The following is a 16,783-nucleotide window of genomic DNA, read 5'->3' as shown; positions in this document are numbered from 1 at the left end:
TAATAATGTGCCAATATTATAATGTGTCAATATGCCAATAGGAGGACACTATCATTGAATAAAATAAAAAGTCTGAATAGCCCGGGAGAAAACAGATATCTGGTTGTATTAATACAGAAAGAAGTCATCACCTTTTCATAGCAAATATCAGATATATGGAAATTGAAATTGTAGAAGCATTACAGAATGGCGATCATAAAGCTTTTGAAGATATATTTATTGCTTATTTTGGGAAAGTTAAGTATTTCCTAAACGGACTTTTAAAATCAGAAAGTGATGCGGAAGAACTGGCACAGGATATTTTTGTAAAGTTATGGATAAACCGTCAGTCTATAAATCCACAGAAACCGTTTAATGCTTATATATATACTATTGCCCGGAATACTGCATTTAATTATATCAAGCACAAATCTGTTGAAGAGGCATTTCTGGAAAACTGTAATCATTTGGAAGAGGCGGACTGTTCTGATGAAATTCTTTTTGCTAAAGAGATCAGCTTACTGGTAGAAATGACTGTGTGCAGAATGCCCTCTCAGCGGAGTAGAATTTATCGTATGAGTAGGAACGAAGGTATTCCTAATGATGAAATAGCCGGTAAATTGGGGATATCAAAAAAGACTGTGGAAAATCAGCTTAGTTTGGCTTTGCAGGAAATAAGAAGGGTAATATCTGCTTTCCTTTTATTATTTATCTGAAAAAAAATGTTTTAGGTCGGGAGTGGTTGATGATAGAGTTGTATCTATAGTATAGAACATAACCAAAGTTGGTTATGGAGTATTTGATAAAAAACATAGCCATGCAGTTAAAAGAAGCACTTTTCATTTTCGGATTACTATTGCCGGCATTGCCTTTACAGGCTCAATCCGAACATACTCTCACAGAGGTAAATATTTATGATAAGCTTCCTGAAAGTTCCGGGTTACTTATTCCCTCCAAAGAACAGATCAAAATTGGTGCGGAATATTCTGTAAGCGAGAGTTCTTTTATGGATCCGGTCAGTGATTATTCCGGATACTATCCTCTGCCGGTTCAAATGCCCCCGAACACTTTCTCTTTCTTTTCTGACTACAGCAGAAACGATATTTTTGCTATTTCCAAACATACATTTATATTTTTAGAAGGTGAAAAATATACTTATCAGAATTTGGGAAGCTATATTTCGGCTTTTGGTGCAGTGGGATTAAAAATAAATAGTAAGCTTTCTATAATGGGAGGACTGCTTGCCTTGAAGCAATTTACCGGAATGCATTCTTCAGATCGTTCCGGCACAAGGTTTCTGTTTCGTTATCAGTTAAGTGATAGAGTAAACTTTGATATTTGGGGGCAGTACTTAACTGATGTGCTTAATGATGTATCCCGCTCTTCGTATCGGTTGTTGCCTAAGACAGAAGCAGGTGCGGCGGCTACAATGAAGATCGGAAACAATTCGCAGGTTGGAGTAACTACGCGGTATCAATATGACCCATACAAAGAAAAGTGGAATAGTGAATCAAGTGGTAATGTGAAAATAAATTTTTAAGTGTATGAAACCTGATTATATATCACGAGTTATTACTCAGTTTTTCACCCATTCTTATCCACCGAAAACAGTAGATGAAGTACAAAAGTGGATCGTTGACGAGAAATGGACAATGGAGAAAGATCGTTCATTGTATGCTGTCTGGAATGAATTACAGATTCAGCCGGATAAGTCTCTTTACACGTCACTTGAAAAAGTAAAATCAACGATTGGAATGAAAGAGGCTGTAAAGAAACGTTCTGTTTTATCTTTCAAATGGTTGCGTTATACAGCAGTAGTTATTCCGGTACTTTTATTTTTAGGCGGATATCTGTATATCAACAGGGAGGTACGAATGATAGAGGTAATCACTCTAAATAGCGAACAGAAGCAGTGTACACTGCCCGATGGGACGGTTGTTCAACTAAACTCGTGTAGCAAAATTATTTATCCTTCCGGATTTAGTGATACAATACGTACTGTAACGTTAGTAGGTGAGGCCTATTTCTCGGTGGTTCCTGATGCCGTAAAACCGTTTGTTGTGAAAACCAATCATCTGTCAGTGAAGGTTCTTGGTACTAAGTTTAATATTTGTGCTTATCCTACTGATGATAGAAGTACGGCTACCCTGAATAGCGGAAAAATACAGGTTGATGTAAGAGCGGGGCAAACAGACAGCCGCTATGTATTGAAACCCAGTCAACAGATTGTTTACAACAAAACAGATGAATCGGTATTGGTAAATACTGTTCCAACCGGGAGTTTCAGTTGGAAGGAGGGGAAGCTTATTTTTCAAGAGTCTACCTTTAACGATATGATGAATACACTTGAACGCCGGTATAATGTGATTATTCATTATGATAAGAAACTGTTTGCGAATGACTCTTATTCTGTTAAATTTATTAATGATGAGGATGTGAAGCAAATATTGAATGTTCTGCAAGATGTTGTAGGTGGATTTGAATACGAGATACGAAACAATGAGATAACACTGATAAAAAAGGAGGGAGGCAGATAGAAAAAAAGAACCGGAAAGCTGTTTCGAAGCCACTTCCCGGTTCTGAAAAGTCAGATATATTCCATTCTGTAAAATTAAAATAGTACTTAACTTTTCTATAATAAAAAATAGATATGCGTTTCTTAAAATCCAAAAATAAGAAAAATAATACGATCCCTAAAATTATCTGGTTGATAATTGCAATTTTTGTCTCAGTGACATCAATGGCACAAGCTGTAAAAATTTCAATTTCGGGACAGAATATCACAACAAAACAGGCTTTTGAACAGATAGAAGCACAAAGTAACTATACGGTAGCTTACAACATAGCTCAATTTGACGCACAAAGGAAAATAACCGTCAATGTAAAAAACGTAAGTTTGAAAGAGGCACTTACTTTTATCTTTAAAGATACCGGATTTACTTATAAAATTAACGGTTTACATATTATAGTCGTTCGTGAAGCCTCCAAATCTTCACCGGATACAACTCCAGCCGGTTCTCCGAAACAGACAATAAGAGGCGTGGTCAGAGATGCTGCATCCGGTTTACCTGTTACTTTTGCAAATATAGCTTTGTTGAATATAATTCCCCAAAGGGGAGGACCAACTGATAGTCTGGGAAGATTTCGCTTCGCAAATGTCCCGGTGGGAAGATACGATCTGCAAGTGACATGTCTTGGCTATGAGCCTGCAATTATTAAGGAAATATTGCTTACTTCTGCCAAAGAAGCTTATTATGAGGTTACTTTGACTGAAGGTGCGCAAAAATTGGATGAAGTAATTGTACGGGCGAATATAAATAAGGAACATCCTTTGAATCCTATGGCACTGACCGGTGGGCGTATGATCAGTGTAGAAGAAGCTAACCGTTATGCCGGTGGTCTGGATGATCCGGCCCGTCTTGCTACTTCCTTTGCCGGTGTAGCCGGAAGTCCCGGAACAAATGCCATAGCAATACGAGGTAACTCTCCTCAGTTTTTACAATGGAAACTCGAAGGTGTAGAAATCCCGAACCCTACTCACTTTTCGGATATGATAGGCGTTGGTGGTGGTTTGTTTTCCGGTTTGAGTAGCCAGGTAATGGGGAATTCTGATTTCTTTAACGGGGCTTTTCCTGCAGAATACAGTAATGCACTTTCGGGAGTATTTGATTTGTCTATCCGAAATGGTAATAATGAAAAGTATGAACATGCTATCCAGGTTGGGTTATTAGGGTTGGATGTAGCTTCCGAAGGACCAATAAGTAAGAAAAACGGAAGTTCTTATATCTTTAATTATCGTTACTCAACAACCGGCCTGATGGAAGCTTTTACTGATAATACGGGGATTACTTATCAGGATCTTACATTTAAGATTAATCTGCCGACACGTAAAGCCGGAACATTTGCCATATGGGGAATAGGGCTTCTGGACGGAATAAAAAGTGACCCTTTGGAGCGTAATAAATGGGAGACGTATAGTGACAGACAACGCTCAGAAACATCAATGATAAAGATAGCGGGTGGAATTACTCATCGATATAACTTGAAGGACAATGCCTATTTTAAGACCTCGCTCGCTGCTACTTATTCAGATAATCATCCTGGATTAAAGCAGGTTGTTTCTGAAAATCCCTTGTTTTATTTACCTGTGGTGGATATGAAAAGTACGAATCTGGACATTGTACTGAGTTCGTACTTCAACAAGAAATACAGTTCGCAGCATACCAACCGCTCGGGCGTTACTATTACCGGGTTGTTATATGACCTGGATTTTAATCTGTCGCCCAATTTCGGATTGAACAAACCTATGCAGAAGATTGCTAAGGGAGACGGACATGCTATTGTAGTGTCGGCATATAGTAATTCTGTCATTAAACTAACAGATCTGCTGACGGCCAATTTAGGGGTGACTACCCAGTTTTTTACGCTTAACGACCATTGGACTATAGAGCCTCGGTTCGCTTTAAAATGGGATTTTTTACCATTTCAATCATTGGCAATAGCTTATGGCATGCATAGCAGGCGGGAAAAGTTAGATTATTATTACATAAAAACTCCACAGACCGGCGATAGGGAGATAAATAAGAACCTGAATTTCGCCAAAGCGCATCATTTCGTATTAACCTATGATTTTGGCATTTCTAAGAATACTCATCTGAAGATAGAACCTTATTATCAGTCTTTGTATAACATCCCTGTGGAGCCAGGTACTTCATTCTCTATCATTAATCATGATTTCTATTATCTGGACCGCCCTTTGGTAAACCAGGGTAAAGGACGAAATTATGGAGTGGATATTACATTGGAACGCTATCTGACCCAAGGGTATTATTATATGCTTACTGGCTCGGTATTCAAGTCGGAATATTGCGGCGGAGATAAGATCTGGCGTAATACGAGACTCGACCGGAGGTACCTGTTCAATGCTTTAGGTGGTAAAGAATGGATATGGGGGAAACACCGGCAACATATTTTTAATGCCAATCTCCGTATTTCTTATCAGGGAGGAGATCGCTATACCCCCATTGACGAAGCTGCATCAATGGATAGTAAAGATATTGTCTATGACGAGACACAAGCCTTTAGTAAACAGTTTTCACCTGCTTTTACTGCCGATTTAGGTATGAGTTATAAACTAAACAAAAAACACCTTTCGCATGAATTTGGGTTTCAATTGCTAAATGTTACCGGATATACAGGGCAACATGGATATCAATATAACGAACAAAAGAATAAAATCGAAAAAATAAAGGTTAGTAATATGTTGCCCAATCTTAGTTATAAAATCCAATTCTAAGTCTGGCCAGCTTCTGCTTTAGGAAGTTACAACTATCTATATCTTTATTTACAAAATTACGTATTTAATAGTGTGTTAATTAGGTAGTTTTATATACAAAGAGTACGTAGTTTTGTGGTCTAAAAGTACGTATTCTTACAGTCAGAAGATATATAGATATAATTTCCCGTTAACAATGTTAATTTCAAACGAATATCCCGATCTATACTTACACCTGACAATCTTTAATCAGAGTTGCCATTGGTAGGTAATATTTTATTGGGTTATTGTAAATTATTTTAAAATAATTAAAAGAATAGGGATTGATGTATGTAAGATGAAAAAATAATACATTTTTAATCTTTTGTAACACTTTGTTTATCAGCTGGTTACGTGGCTTATCTTTTTCTCTACGACAATCATTCAGATTGTCGTAGAGTTTCATCCCATTTATCGTAGAGTAACGGGGTGAAACTCTACGATAAATGAATAAGATGTTTATAAGATATGACAGAAATAGTAAATTGTAGAATGATAACTTGCTTATTTTGTAATAAAAACTTATGTTGTAATAATGGGGTTGTTATAGGACTATAATCAAAATCTTTGGTTATGATACGAGTTGATGAATAGGAGAGGAGGAACTCAATATTTATACATTGATTTCCGATTCCAGTTGTTTAAAGTTGCGTTTTAATATTAATGGAACAATAGTCTGATGAAATGGTTTTATTATGAAAAAGTAATATTTTCCTAATTTATTATTCAACTTGACGATGGTTGTTACTGTGATCTTTTTTTCGTTTTCATTGTACTTACTTTGTTCCAGAAGTAGTGAAATTCTTAGGTCCAAATGTTTATCATCTTCGCCAAGGATAATTTCTGTTGCTGTTTTACCATATACTTTGAATATTCCGGCCCGTGTTCCTACTTCGTATTTATTACTATCGTTGTCTTCTTTTTTGGTGATTATAGAAGGTGTTTTTAGTTTAAAGAGTGATGCTATTTTATTTCTTAGGGCAAATAGTCCTTCAAACCATTTTGGACCAGGCTTGGCAAATGCTTTCACTATTTCAGGGATATCGATCCTGTTTTTCTTATCTATGATTGTATATTCATAACTATCAATGTAGTCATAGGCCGAATTATCGAAATGCAGTAATGATTCTTCTTTCATCTTCTCTTTAATTTTATGTTGATATGATAGCTGTTATAATTTAGATCTTAATGAGAGTTACTCTAATTCCTCTGCATAGATATTGATTGTTTGCAATGCATTTAGCACATCAATTGGAGTTATCTCCAAACATTCTATCCTTAGTATCTTTTCCCAGTCTTCTAAATCTACGTTCCATTTATGAATAGTAGGATATTGGGTAAAAAGGGTTTTGATACGCTTTATATCCTGTTTATTTTTTATTGATGTTCGGAATATAAAAATTTGATTTTGCATATTTTATTTTTTTAGCTGATTTAGTTCATGGGCAGGTTACTAAACATTTTAAACATTCCACACAATGATATCGACAAAGCGGATGAAGTCTGCACCTAATCATTTTAATTTCTGTTGAATCACATTTTCTATAGGCATAGGTAGAATAATAAATTAGTTTGATGATGATAGTTACTATTTTAGGTGTAAAGATAAACCGAATAATTCTGCAGTGAGAGATTATTTGACGAACTACCTTGTTACTTATGACAAAATGTATAATATAAGCGACTAATGCTCATATAATAGTCATAATACCTAATGATTTTTATCATATCAAATTAGTTCTGTTATTGGGAATGCAAAGATAAGTCAGGTGTTCTTTTGTCATATTGAAAATAAAGCCATATATTTGTCCAAAAGCGACAAATGTATGTTTATTACAGCCGGATTGTTAAATATGCTTTTAAAGCATTTTAGAACTACGCATGCCGAATTATCTGAAGTTCTGGTGGAATTGAAGTATGATTATGCGATATTACAAAATCCGACAGCCAAAATTGATGCCAATATACTGGGGTTATATCTGGAATATATTGTTAAAAAGACAGGTAACTCCAGAATCGGTTTGGAAACGGGATTCTTGTTACCGTTTGTTTTGACCGGAAGTTTCTTTAATATTTTCAATCAAAGTAAAACGGTGCGTGATATTTTTGAGAATGATGCACCATTTGACCCGGCAATAAATGACATATATACATTTGTGACGAAAGAGGATGATATTAATTTTTTTCTTGAAATATCGATAGAACCCCGGTTCGAACGATTGTATCCGATAGCTTCCAGACAGTGGATTGAAATGCAATGTGGCTTTTTTCTCCAATATGCTTATAGTTTTACAGGGCGGTTTCTGTACCCTATTCTTGTGTATTCTATGTATAAGGAAGAGGGGAGGAGGGATAAACTTGAAGAGTATTTGGGATGTCCTGTGATATTTAATCATGATCGGTTGATTCTTGTTTTTGATAAGACGGTATTGGATTTACCAATCATAACGGGAAATAAAGAGATGCTTGTGATTTTTGAAGACTATATGAATGAGATACAAATACAGGAAACAGCACAGAATCATGGCTTGTCTCAAACGGTTCGCAGGTATCTTGTGCATAGTCTTTTAAATGATGATTTATCTTTGAAATATGTTGCAAAGAGATTTAATATGAGTGAACGTAATATTCAGAGAAAGTTAAAGACAGAGGGTACTTCATATCAAAAGATTCTTGATGATCTACGTATGGAGTTATCTTTAAAATATTTGAGAGAAAAAATCTCCCTGACAGAAATCGGATTTCTTCTTGGATTTGAGAGCCAAAGTGCATTTAATAAATTCTTTAAAAAACATTTTGGAGTGCAACCATCCGCATATAAAGAGAGTAATTAAATTGATTATTTAAGGGGAAGATAAGGAATGAATGATATACTTTCCTTTTAAAGTTTATGATAGGATCCGGATCTTATGCTAATATAGATGGTCGTAACTATTTGATCAGATCCAGTAAAAAAGGTATTTTTATCTGTAATCAGTATAATTTATTAGTCTAATGACAATTGTAACTTTGCATTGTTTAAGTATTATGTAATAGGAAAATATAAATTCATTAATAAAAAAATGATCTGAATATGAAAGTATTACTAATAAATGGTAGTCCACGAAAGGGTGGGAATACTTATATTGCTTTGTCAGAAGTGGCTAAAACTTTAAATGAGAATGGAGTGGAAACAGAAATCGTTTCAATTGGGGTAAAGGCCATGCAAGGTTGCATCGCTTGTAATCGTTGCAGAGAGTTGGAACGATGTGTTTTTCAAGATGAATTGTACGATAGAATCAGAAAACAACTGGAAGATGGAATTGACGGATTAATAGTGGGTTCACCAACTTATTATGCAGGGCCTAATGGTTCACTGTGTGCTCTGCTTGACCGGGTCTTTTATTCAAGTTCGGATTTGATGAAGTACAAGCCTGCTGCAGCGGTAACTGTTTGCAGAAGGGGAGGAGCGAGTGCAACTCTTGACCGGTTGAATAAATATTTCACAATTAATCATATGCCTGTTGTTTCCTCCCAGTACTGGAATATTGTACATGGGATGCTACCTGGAGATGCTTTGCAAGATGCGGAAGGTTTGCAGACAATGCGGATGTTAGGTAAAAATATGGCATGGTTGTTGGAAAACATTGCTAAAGAAAAAAAGTATCCTGAAATAGAATCTGCTATCCGAACTAATTTTATTCGTTGATCTAAAGAAATCTGGATGTGTATATTTAATGGTTGATTTTCGGATCGGATAAGTCTGGGTTTTTAAATTCAAATTTATCCGATCTGAAAATTGTTTTCTATAACTTCTCCTTAAGCATAATTTATGATATACCTTCTAACAGGAAACTACATAATTTTCTATTCTACTTTATCTTTCGATAATATTTCTATCAATTGATATCTAATACTACTTCCATCTGCTGGAGGATTAGCTAATGTCGTTTTCTTTTTCTTCTTTTACTAACATACATTCAATAGGATCAGATGCTTCTCAAGGTTGATACATGCTCATTTCTGCTGAAACAAACATTTTAATGGTTTAAACTTTATCTTGTGAATCATCATTGTTTAAACAGCCTGCGAAGCAGAGTGTAGAAAGGAATAGTCAGAGTGTTCCGAATATTTTTTAGTTTTTATATCGTGTAGTTTTACTATTATATTATGTAAATACAAATTTGGTGTAAAAATTGCAAAGTTACATGATGAATCGAACTCTTATTTTTTTAAGACTGATTATTTATAGAATTGATTTGTAGATTCATTTTCTACTATGTAAGAGGTATGAGAAGAGTTTTTTCATTTCATAGGGAAGAAATAACTAAAACGGAAAAGTAATTATTTTGAAGATATACTGTTTAAAAAACTTGGAAAATATTTCTTGAATCTTTTTTTATAGATATATTTGTAAACTGAGTTGAAAAATCCGAGAAAAGATTATTCGTATTTAGAATCAGAGATTAAATGATAAATAGAATGGTATTCCTGATTTGGACTTGTATAAAAAAAACAGCACAACAAGTAAAGATCGAAATTATAGATACCAATTATTAAAATATAAAACTTAATCTATTGAAAATGGAATCACTTCCGAAAGAATATAGTTTACTAATGACCATTAACAAGTACATTGGAGAGTATTTTGCTATGACGGTCAATACGAAAACAGTAAGAAGTACAGATATATATGAGTTTTTGAAACATAAAGATGATTTTAGACAACATTTCGCATCAGCTAAAGAATTTAATGGTTTTATGCGTAGGATGCACGACCGGGGAGTATTAACTCAAATTATCAAGAATGTGAAAGTTGACACCTCTAATAAAAATTTTTATCAATGGCATTTCTTTCCTCCATTAAGAGTTTACTCTAAAAAAACGACGTCAGAAAATAAGAATATTGCAAGTTCGCATCCGGATAAAAGCCAGTTCTTTAGAGGAAATAAAAAATATCGGGCAGCCAATGGAACAATGGTCCGATCTATACAAGAACTCAATATAATGAATCGGTTATTGGCAGTAGAGATATTCGATGTTTATTATGAACGTCTTTTAGTTGCTGCTGGTAAAGAACGATACCCTGACTTTACCGTATATAATAAAGAAACTCGGACAGTCTTTCACTGGGAACATTTTGGAATGACAGATGATCTGGAATACGGTGAAAAGATGACCGATAAAATAGAATGGTATAAGCAGATTGGCTACAAGAGTATTGATGAGGGAGGGCGTTTTATTGTTTCCGTCTATCAAGATGAAGAGCATTTCATTGGGCTAATAGATAATATTATTGAGAAAATGAAGGTTATATCTATTCCATGTGGCTTTCTTAAAGATAACATATGATGATTTGAAATGGGAATCAATATATTTTCTGTAAATTGTTTAGAGTAGTATGTGATAATTGTGACTATTTCGTGTCTTAGGTCACGGACTTTATACAAAGAAAAAAGAGGGTACCCGTAACGGACATCCTCTTCTTGCAAAGTCGGGTAGCCAAAGGGTAGCCAAAACGACGACAAAGCGTACAATAGAAGGGAATAAATTAGCAACAATGCGGCACAAATCCGGCAAGTTTTTGACCGTACAATGGATGGTTAGAATTCTAAGGTTAAATATTTTTATACGATAGAGGAATATTTCTCTTTGTCGTGATATAATAATATCAAACCCTTGAAGCCTTAAACTCCTCATCAGTTTGATGATAATACAATCGGCGATAATCCTCTTTGTGAAAATACTGCCAATAATACATATTTCGTGGCAATTCTATCATCTGTTGTTTTAGACTAATGGCTTTTTTTGAATCACCCCAATATATTCTATTACAGAAATCTTCCCACCAACCATTCCTGATTTTATCGAAATACATTTCAAGAATCTTTTCGGTGAAAACATATCTTAAATGAGGTTTAATCGTGTACCCCTGGTTCTTGCACATCTTTCTATTAGTAGCTTCATTATCCTGAGGATTAACAAATAGATTGTATGCAAAGGCTGATAAAGAAATCTCTTTTGAATCGAGAATAAGATCTGATATTGGGCTTAATTCATCAACAGTGAATAGAAGTTGACCGCCATGCCATCGATCAATGATTTTTTGGTCCTCGATGGCATCATGTCTGAAAGGGATTGCAATGATACTCGGATTGACATTAATGTTCATTTTCCCTGAGTCTTGAAGGAAACCTTTTTGCTGACCGCTTCGTGGAAAAACCTGCAATCCGATTGAAGAGAACCCCTCACTTATAAATGTTGATGAGGGATGAACAGAGTAGTGGTAGATAACTCCGTATGGAATTTCGGGATTGTTAAAACGGCAGTATTTATCTGGTGCCAACCACTTGGTTGCACCAAAGAAGGCAGAAACCTCGATATCTGATGAAAAATCTAATAATCCCGTATTGAAGCCATAATGCTGTGCAAGTCCATAATAATTCATCTCAAAAAATATGGTCTTGCTGTATCCATCTAAATTAATACCAGCATCAAACATCCTGAATAGAGGGTGAGTTCTCAAAAGGAGAATAAATTCAGTAACCTTTAAATTTGCAATGAGTTTTTCTTCTTTCGAGCATCTATCAAACCCCGAAACAATCCGGGGATGGAAGGTGTTTTGCCCTCTATAAAGAAATGGTCGGTACATTAAATTAGGTTTAAGAGCAAAACGACCACTGTTAAGTCTCGAAACGATGAAGTCTTCGTTAGTCCCATTATTATCATAAGCTCCCCATGGATTATTAAGACCTAACTGTTTGAATAATCCTATTTGAGGAATCCCCATATCAATGCTATCCCATCCTCCTGAATTGATAAAAATATTCTCAACTGAATGACAAAATTCGACTACCTGATTTATATTTGGCAGTTGATTAATCTGACTTTGAGACAAATTCAAAACATTGTCCGTGGGACCTTCCAAATTAGAGTCCCATCTATGATTCGTATTTGGATTATAGCATGTTATCGTATTATTCATCGCTCGTTTTACAACATTTGTTAATTATCTTTGTACATTATGCTGTTTAAAGCCATATCAGTTGCGAAGCCTGTAAATCGACGACCTGTAGCTTTTATATCTCCAGTTAAAATATATAATCAATCGAGCATCCAGATTCCTTTATAAATGAGATGAATTTCTTCCTCAACATAGAAGACATATTAATGCTTCCAAACAGCAAATAGGAAATATGTAACCAACGTATCATACGAATATTAGATAAGAACATCGTTAGCACGAGTGTCCTTTCCTTTATATTTCAGGACCGATAGTTGTGTTATAACATCACTCGGGTCAACAATTTTCTGAGAATTATATGGACCTGAAGATGCTGATATTACATGAATGGCTTTGGGATTACAAATATCCAGATAAAAGTTATAAGTCGATCCATGATGTGGAATTTGAATTATTTCAGATCGAGGAAGAAGGTACTTATATACCACTTTCAGATTATTCATATACGAGCAAGCATTGTAATCACCGGTATATAGACAGCCATGATCCAAAGTTTTAGTCTGTCCGCTCCATACGACCATGCTATAGTCATTAATATTCTCTATCTCTGACTTTGAAAACACTCGTGCAAGGGAGTCTTTTATATTTTTAGCCTTGGTTTTCTGTAGAGCTTTTATTATTTCATCGGTAGTGGCTGACACTGGCAATCCGAGTTTTCCCATAAACTTAGCAAGTTCAGCCATAGTCATGATTCGCCTATTGTAAATCACATACTGCCAGTCATTTTGAATAAACTTCGCAACGTCTCCTTTAAAAACTATGTTATTCTTGATGCCGTCCAAGTTTATCACATTGTCATCTCCAGGATAATTTTCTTTATCCTCGTTTCCGATTTGAACCACAGTAGTATCTGGAGATACGTATGATATAAAATCTTGAGGGTTCAGTACAAAATCAGCATAATATATAGACCGAAGTGAGCTGTAGTTCAAGACTCTGGTTAGATTTGGAACCATGGGTAGGATTATTCTTCCCACATCAAATAATCCCAGAAGAAGCATAAGACCATTGATATGATCGTGGTGATAATGTGAAATAAAGAGATTATCTATATGTCCATGCTTTCCACCAGAAGCTTTTGTTATAGCTTTTTGGATTGCAGATTGGTTTTGTCCGCCACAGTCATATACACTTACTATCCCTTCGGTCTTTTCCAATGCAAAAAGGCCGTTACAAACTTTATAAAAATACCGTTCTACCATAGTTGTCATTTATACCAAAGCACCTTTTTTTAATGGCGTTATCATTATCCTGATTGGAAGCAGCGGTAGTGTTTTGCTGAGAGTGTTCGAAGCGAGTTTACTCAAGTTTGCAGCTTCGGATAACTATGCAAATTTAGCAATTTTTATCGCATAATTGCGTTGCTTGACGAAGATTTAGTATTTATGGGAGAATAATAGAGGTAGTATTTTGCTTAGAAGTGGTTAGACTCTTTGTTTTTCAATTCATGTCTAAATCAATATATGAACAATATATTTGGTTATTATGCGTTCAATTTGCACGATGAAAAATAACAATAGTCTCAAAGTTGTGGACTTTGAAGTTGTTGTATAAAGGCTTTTATATTTAGGAGTGATCAGTATCCTTTTTTGAGGAATTTACGATAGACAACACCGTTTGTCGTAAGTATTGCAGCTATGTAAACGCCATCGTTGATTGAAGTCACATCGACTCTATGTTCATAATTTTTCACGGAAATCAAAGTGACACCATTGGTCGATGGTGACATTATGCCTTGAATGAAAATAATAGCGTTCTCGTTGTAGGCAAACAACTATTTCAATGGCTCCTGCCATTGTTGATGTGGCTTTTTTCTTCTGGTTGAAGAATAATCTTACGTACTTATTCATAATGGTAACACAGCTACGGTAATACAAAAAACGTCCAAAAGGGGCTTTTTGTCTCCAAGTGTATCGCTTTTTTTCGTTTTTTTGATGGTGTTACCACCTTATATACGTAAGCATCCGATAAAGTACACTATAAAAAATGGCTGTATCTCCTTTCAAGGTAAGCAGCCATTATAGTTGTATCTCCATCATTCTTTATTCATTTCTTTCCATTTGTGTGGCAACATTTGTAGCAGTTCCTCATAATTTGCCTTCTGCATATATGGCATTCTTGCTATAACATCATTCAGATACGTGCGCGGATTTACTTTATGCGCTTTGCACGTCGCCAGCAACGAACAGACGACACTCATGCTGACGGCCGCCTGATGGTCTCCACAGAACAAGTAGTTCTTTCTACCCAATGTGATTGGTCGGATGGCATTTTCCGCCAGATTGTTATCAATATGGATACGTCCATCCTGCAGATACCTCATCATATTCTCCCAGCGGGTATAGGCATAGGTTATCGCCTTTCCGGTCAGGCTGTTTGGGCTGTATTTTATCCCTTCTGTTTCCATCCATAGTTTCAAGGCATCCATAATAGGTCCGGCAAGTTTCTGACGTTTTCCCATTCGTTCATTTTCTGTAAGCTGCTTCTGGTCACAGTCATGTTCTATACGATATAGAAGCTGTATTTCTTTTAAGGCATGTTCCGCCATCTGCCTGTTTTCAGCAAGTGCCTGCTCAAAATACCTGCGTATATGAGCCATGCAGTTAACAAGGCGCACATTCGGGTTGACCTTGAAAGCCGATTCGTAACCCTCAAAGCCGTCACATTGGAAATAACCCTTGAAGTCTTTAGCCAGTTGCCCTATCACCGTACCTGACCGTGATCCTTTGTCATAATGGAAAAGCACCAGTCGTTCGACTACCGCCCTGACCATCCACAAGTATTCCTTGTTGGTCTGATGTCCTGCCTTGTCCAGTACAGGTACGGTCGTTTCATCCCCCTGTATGTAGTCGGATTTCATGATTTCCTGCCTGAGTACCTCGTAAAGTGGCTTGAGAAGTTCAACCGCAGGCTTGAACCATCCGTCTATGGTACTTTCACTAGCCTTGAAGCCCAGGTGATGCAACTGTTTCACCTGGCGGTAGAAGGGAAGATGATACTCATATTTCTGCAGGAGTATCTCCGCCAAAAGTGTAGGTCCCGCTATTCCTTTGTATATAGGCAACAGCGGCATGGCGGCTATCTCCACTCCTTTTCTGCCGACCGGTGGAAGTGAAGTGTTGTCTTTAAGGGCATATTTGGGCCGTACAATCTCCTTTATATAAAGTTGTCCGGGCTTATGTTCCACCACACGGGTCACTTCCTCACCAATCTTCCTGTACAGTTCCAGGTCAATGTCTTCCGGCTCGATAATTACCCTTTCAAGTACGGGAAGACCTTCCATTATCCTGCGGTTATTCCGTTCCCGTTTCTTTTGTGATTGTCTGCACCGCTACTTCACGCGCTTTTTCCAGTTCAGCCGCATTATCAGGAAGAAAGTCACTGAACAGGTCAGGCTGGTTGGAGTCAAGAGACGGGAGTTTCTCCGACTTGTGACCGAAAAGCTGGCGGTTCAGCCATGCGACTTGAGCCGTCAGCTCATTGAGACGATTCTGTAAGGATTCATTCTGCCGGGTAAGCCTGATGATGGTCTCAACCTGGGATGCGTTCACCTGCTGCAGGGACTGCAGCATTGAGTTCATCTGTGAAAGCATCTCTTCCTGGGTCATAATCCGTTTCTTTTAATTACACTATAAATGTACAAAATATATCCCGGACAGACAAAAAATACGACATCTATTTTTATACGGTATATACATTTCGTTCCGCCCTCAGACGTCTCAAACGCTGCCCGGGAGATTCCCGGATTCCTTCCACCATAATGACAAGATCGCGCCATTCCATCGGATAGCTGCGTGACTTCTCATCATATGCGGGAACCTTGAAGTGACCGGCCTCAAGGCGCTTGACGTACATCACCAGACCGCTATCCTCGGCATGGAGAAGCTTCATCAACTTACGGCTGCTGCCAATGAAGATGAATACATCACCGTTCCTGACACTGCAGCCCATACGCTCGTGTACCACACCGCAGAGGGAACTGATCCCTTTGCGCATATCAGTCCTGCCGGGGCAGAGAAAATACCGCATCGTATCATTCAGGCAGAACATGGCAACAAGCGTATTGGTTAATCAAACGGGAAGCGGTCTCTTCCATACCGGCACCCAAATGGGCACGGACGCCATTAGGAAAAACAGAGTCATTCCGGAAACGGAAGAGGAGGAAGCAATACAGGGGGACTTGAGGCTGATGGGAGCTAGGAATGATTGGGGAGCAGATGTTTCGTGATCGGGAACACTGGAAGATTTACGTTTCCAATAATTGTACGTGGAGTAACTGACATGTTCACGTTGCAGAAATTTCAGAAGACTCAGACCGCTTAAACGATGCAGTTCCTGTAAAGAGGTAAATTGTTCTTGTGTCATAATGAAAATATGTTAGAAGTTCATGCAATATTGCAAAGGCAAAGGTGCAATGAAAATATGACAGAGAAAACGGGTACTTTATCGGATGCTTACTAAAAATCAATGCTTTCGGAATTATAAGC

General features: G+C 36.9%; 15 protein-coding genes and 2 pseudogenes. 8 read left to right on the top strand and 9 right to left on the bottom strand.

The window, feature by feature from the left end:
* The first annotated feature begins 155 nt into the window (after window positions 1–155).
* The 4 genes from QX565_RS06920 to QX565_RS06905 all read left to right on the top strand — a co-directional run bounded on the left by QX565_RS06920 (window position 156) and on the right by QX565_RS06905 (window position 5,275).
* Complete coding sequence (locus QX565_RS06920; RefSeq protein WP_002560591.1) at window positions 156–695, top strand: RNA polymerase sigma-70 factor; 540 nt, start codon at window positions 156–158, stop codon at window positions 693–695.
* A 74-nt stretch (window positions 696–769) separates the two neighbouring features.
* Complete coding sequence (locus QX565_RS06915; RefSeq protein WP_002560590.1) at window positions 770–1,519, top strand: hypothetical protein; 750 nt, start codon at window positions 770–772, stop codon at window positions 1,517–1,519.
* 4 nt (window positions 1,520–1,523) lie between these two features.
* Entirely contained in the window at window positions 1,524–2,516 is a 993-nt protein-coding gene (locus QX565_RS06910) for a FecR family protein (RefSeq protein WP_289292096.1), read from the top strand.
* A gap of 113 nt (window positions 2,517–2,629) precedes the next feature.
* Window positions 2,630–5,275 (top strand): carboxypeptidase regulatory-like domain-containing protein, encoded by a 2,646-nt coding sequence (locus tag QX565_RS06905; RefSeq protein ID WP_289292094.1) that lies wholly within the window; start codon window positions 2,630–2,632, stop codon window positions 5,273–5,275.
* Between the two features lie 631 nt (window positions 5,276–5,906).
* On the opposite strand, the gene QX565_RS06900 is transcribed toward QX565_RS06905, so the two are convergent.
* Window positions 5,907–6,431, bottom strand: coding sequence for a DUF2867 domain-containing protein (locus QX565_RS06900; RefSeq protein ID WP_289292091.1), 525 nt, complete (start codon window positions 6,429–6,431; stop codon window positions 5,907–5,909).
* A gap of 57 nt (window positions 6,432–6,488) precedes the next feature.
* On the bottom strand, window positions 6,489–6,707 hold the full coding sequence (locus QX565_RS06895; protein ID WP_007485282.1) for a hypothetical protein: 219 nt from the start codon (window positions 6,705–6,707) through the stop codon (window positions 6,489–6,491).
* 412 nt (window positions 6,708–7,119) lie between these two features.
* Between QX565_RS06895 and QX565_RS06890 the strand changes: the two genes are divergently transcribed.
* On the top strand, window positions 7,120–8,127 hold the full coding sequence (locus QX565_RS06890; RefSeq protein ID WP_289292088.1) for a helix-turn-helix domain-containing protein: 1,008 nt from the start codon (window positions 7,120–7,122) through the stop codon (window positions 8,125–8,127).
* Between the two features lie 239 nt (window positions 8,128–8,366).
* Window positions 8,367–8,981, top strand: coding sequence for a flavodoxin family protein (locus QX565_RS06885; RefSeq protein WP_289292087.1), 615 nt, complete (start codon window positions 8,367–8,369; stop codon window positions 8,979–8,981).
* A 158-nt stretch (window positions 8,982–9,139) separates the two neighbouring features.
* Here QX565_RS06885 and QX565_RS06880 read toward each other — a convergent pair.
* Window positions 9,140–9,217: pseudogene (locus QX565_RS06880) on the bottom strand (DUF4377 domain-containing protein); the annotation flags it as partial.
* Window positions 9,218–9,856: 639 nt separating this feature from the next.
* Between QX565_RS06880 and QX565_RS06875 the strand changes: the two are divergent.
* The gene (locus tag QX565_RS06875; protein ID WP_278509162.1) at window positions 9,857–10,624 is read left to right on the top strand and encodes a hypothetical protein; all 768 of its coding nucleotides are present in this window, start codon (window positions 9,857–9,859) and stop codon (window positions 10,622–10,624) included.
* A gap of 319 nt (window positions 10,625–10,943) precedes the next feature.
* Here the strand turns inward: QX565_RS06875 and QX565_RS06870 are convergent, their stop codons facing one another.
* The 5 genes and pseudogenes from QX565_RS06870 to tnpB form a co-directional block, all read right to left on the bottom strand.
* A complete protein-coding gene (locus QX565_RS06870; protein ID WP_289292084.1) occupies window positions 10,944–12,257 on the bottom strand; it encodes an FRG domain-containing protein in 1,314 nt (437 codons plus the stop codon).
* A gap of 236 nt (window positions 12,258–12,493) precedes the next feature.
* Window positions 12,494–13,498, bottom strand: coding sequence for an MBL fold metallo-hydrolase (locus QX565_RS06865; protein WP_289292083.1), 1,005 nt, complete (start codon window positions 13,496–13,498; stop codon window positions 12,494–12,496).
* A 477-nt stretch (window positions 13,499–13,975) separates the two neighbouring features.
* Window positions 13,976–14,146: a hypothetical protein gene (locus tag QX565_RS06860; RefSeq protein WP_289292082.1), complete on the bottom strand. Its 171-nt coding sequence runs from the start codon at window positions 14,144–14,146 to the stop codon at window positions 13,976–13,978.
* A 185-nt stretch (window positions 14,147–14,331) separates the two neighbouring features.
* Window positions 14,332–15,904: pseudogene (gene tnpC, locus QX565_RS06855) on the bottom strand (IS66 family transposase).
* A gap of 73 nt (window positions 15,905–15,977) precedes the next feature.
* The gene (gene tnpB, locus QX565_RS06850; protein ID WP_289292205.1) at window positions 15,978–16,262 is read right to left on the bottom strand and encodes an IS66 family insertion sequence element accessory protein TnpB; all 285 of its coding nucleotides are present in this window, start codon (window positions 16,260–16,262) and stop codon (window positions 15,978–15,980) included.
* On the opposite strand from tnpB, the gene QX565_RS06845 reads away from it, so the two are divergent.
* Entirely contained in the window at window positions 16,173–16,367 is a 195-nt protein-coding gene (locus QX565_RS06845; RefSeq protein WP_289292211.1) for a hypothetical protein, read from the top strand. The two genes, tnpB and QX565_RS06845, sit on opposite strands and share 90 nt — an antisense overlap.
* Here QX565_RS06845 and tnpA read toward each other — a convergent pair whose 3' ends face one another.
* Entirely contained in the window at window positions 16,368–16,661 is a 294-nt protein-coding gene (gene tnpA / locus QX565_RS20635; RefSeq protein ID WP_407934694.1) for an IS66 family insertion sequence element accessory protein TnpA, read from the bottom strand. It lies immediately after the preceding gene.
* Window positions 16,662–16,783 lie beyond the last annotated feature (122 nt).

The organism is Bacteroides sp. 41_26 (assembly GCF_949740115.1).
GTDB classification, from domain to species: Bacteria; Bacteroidota; Bacteroidia; order Bacteroidales; family Bacteroidaceae; genus Bacteroides; species Bacteroides nordii.
This window is presented reverse-complemented; position numbering and strand designations above follow the sequence as displayed.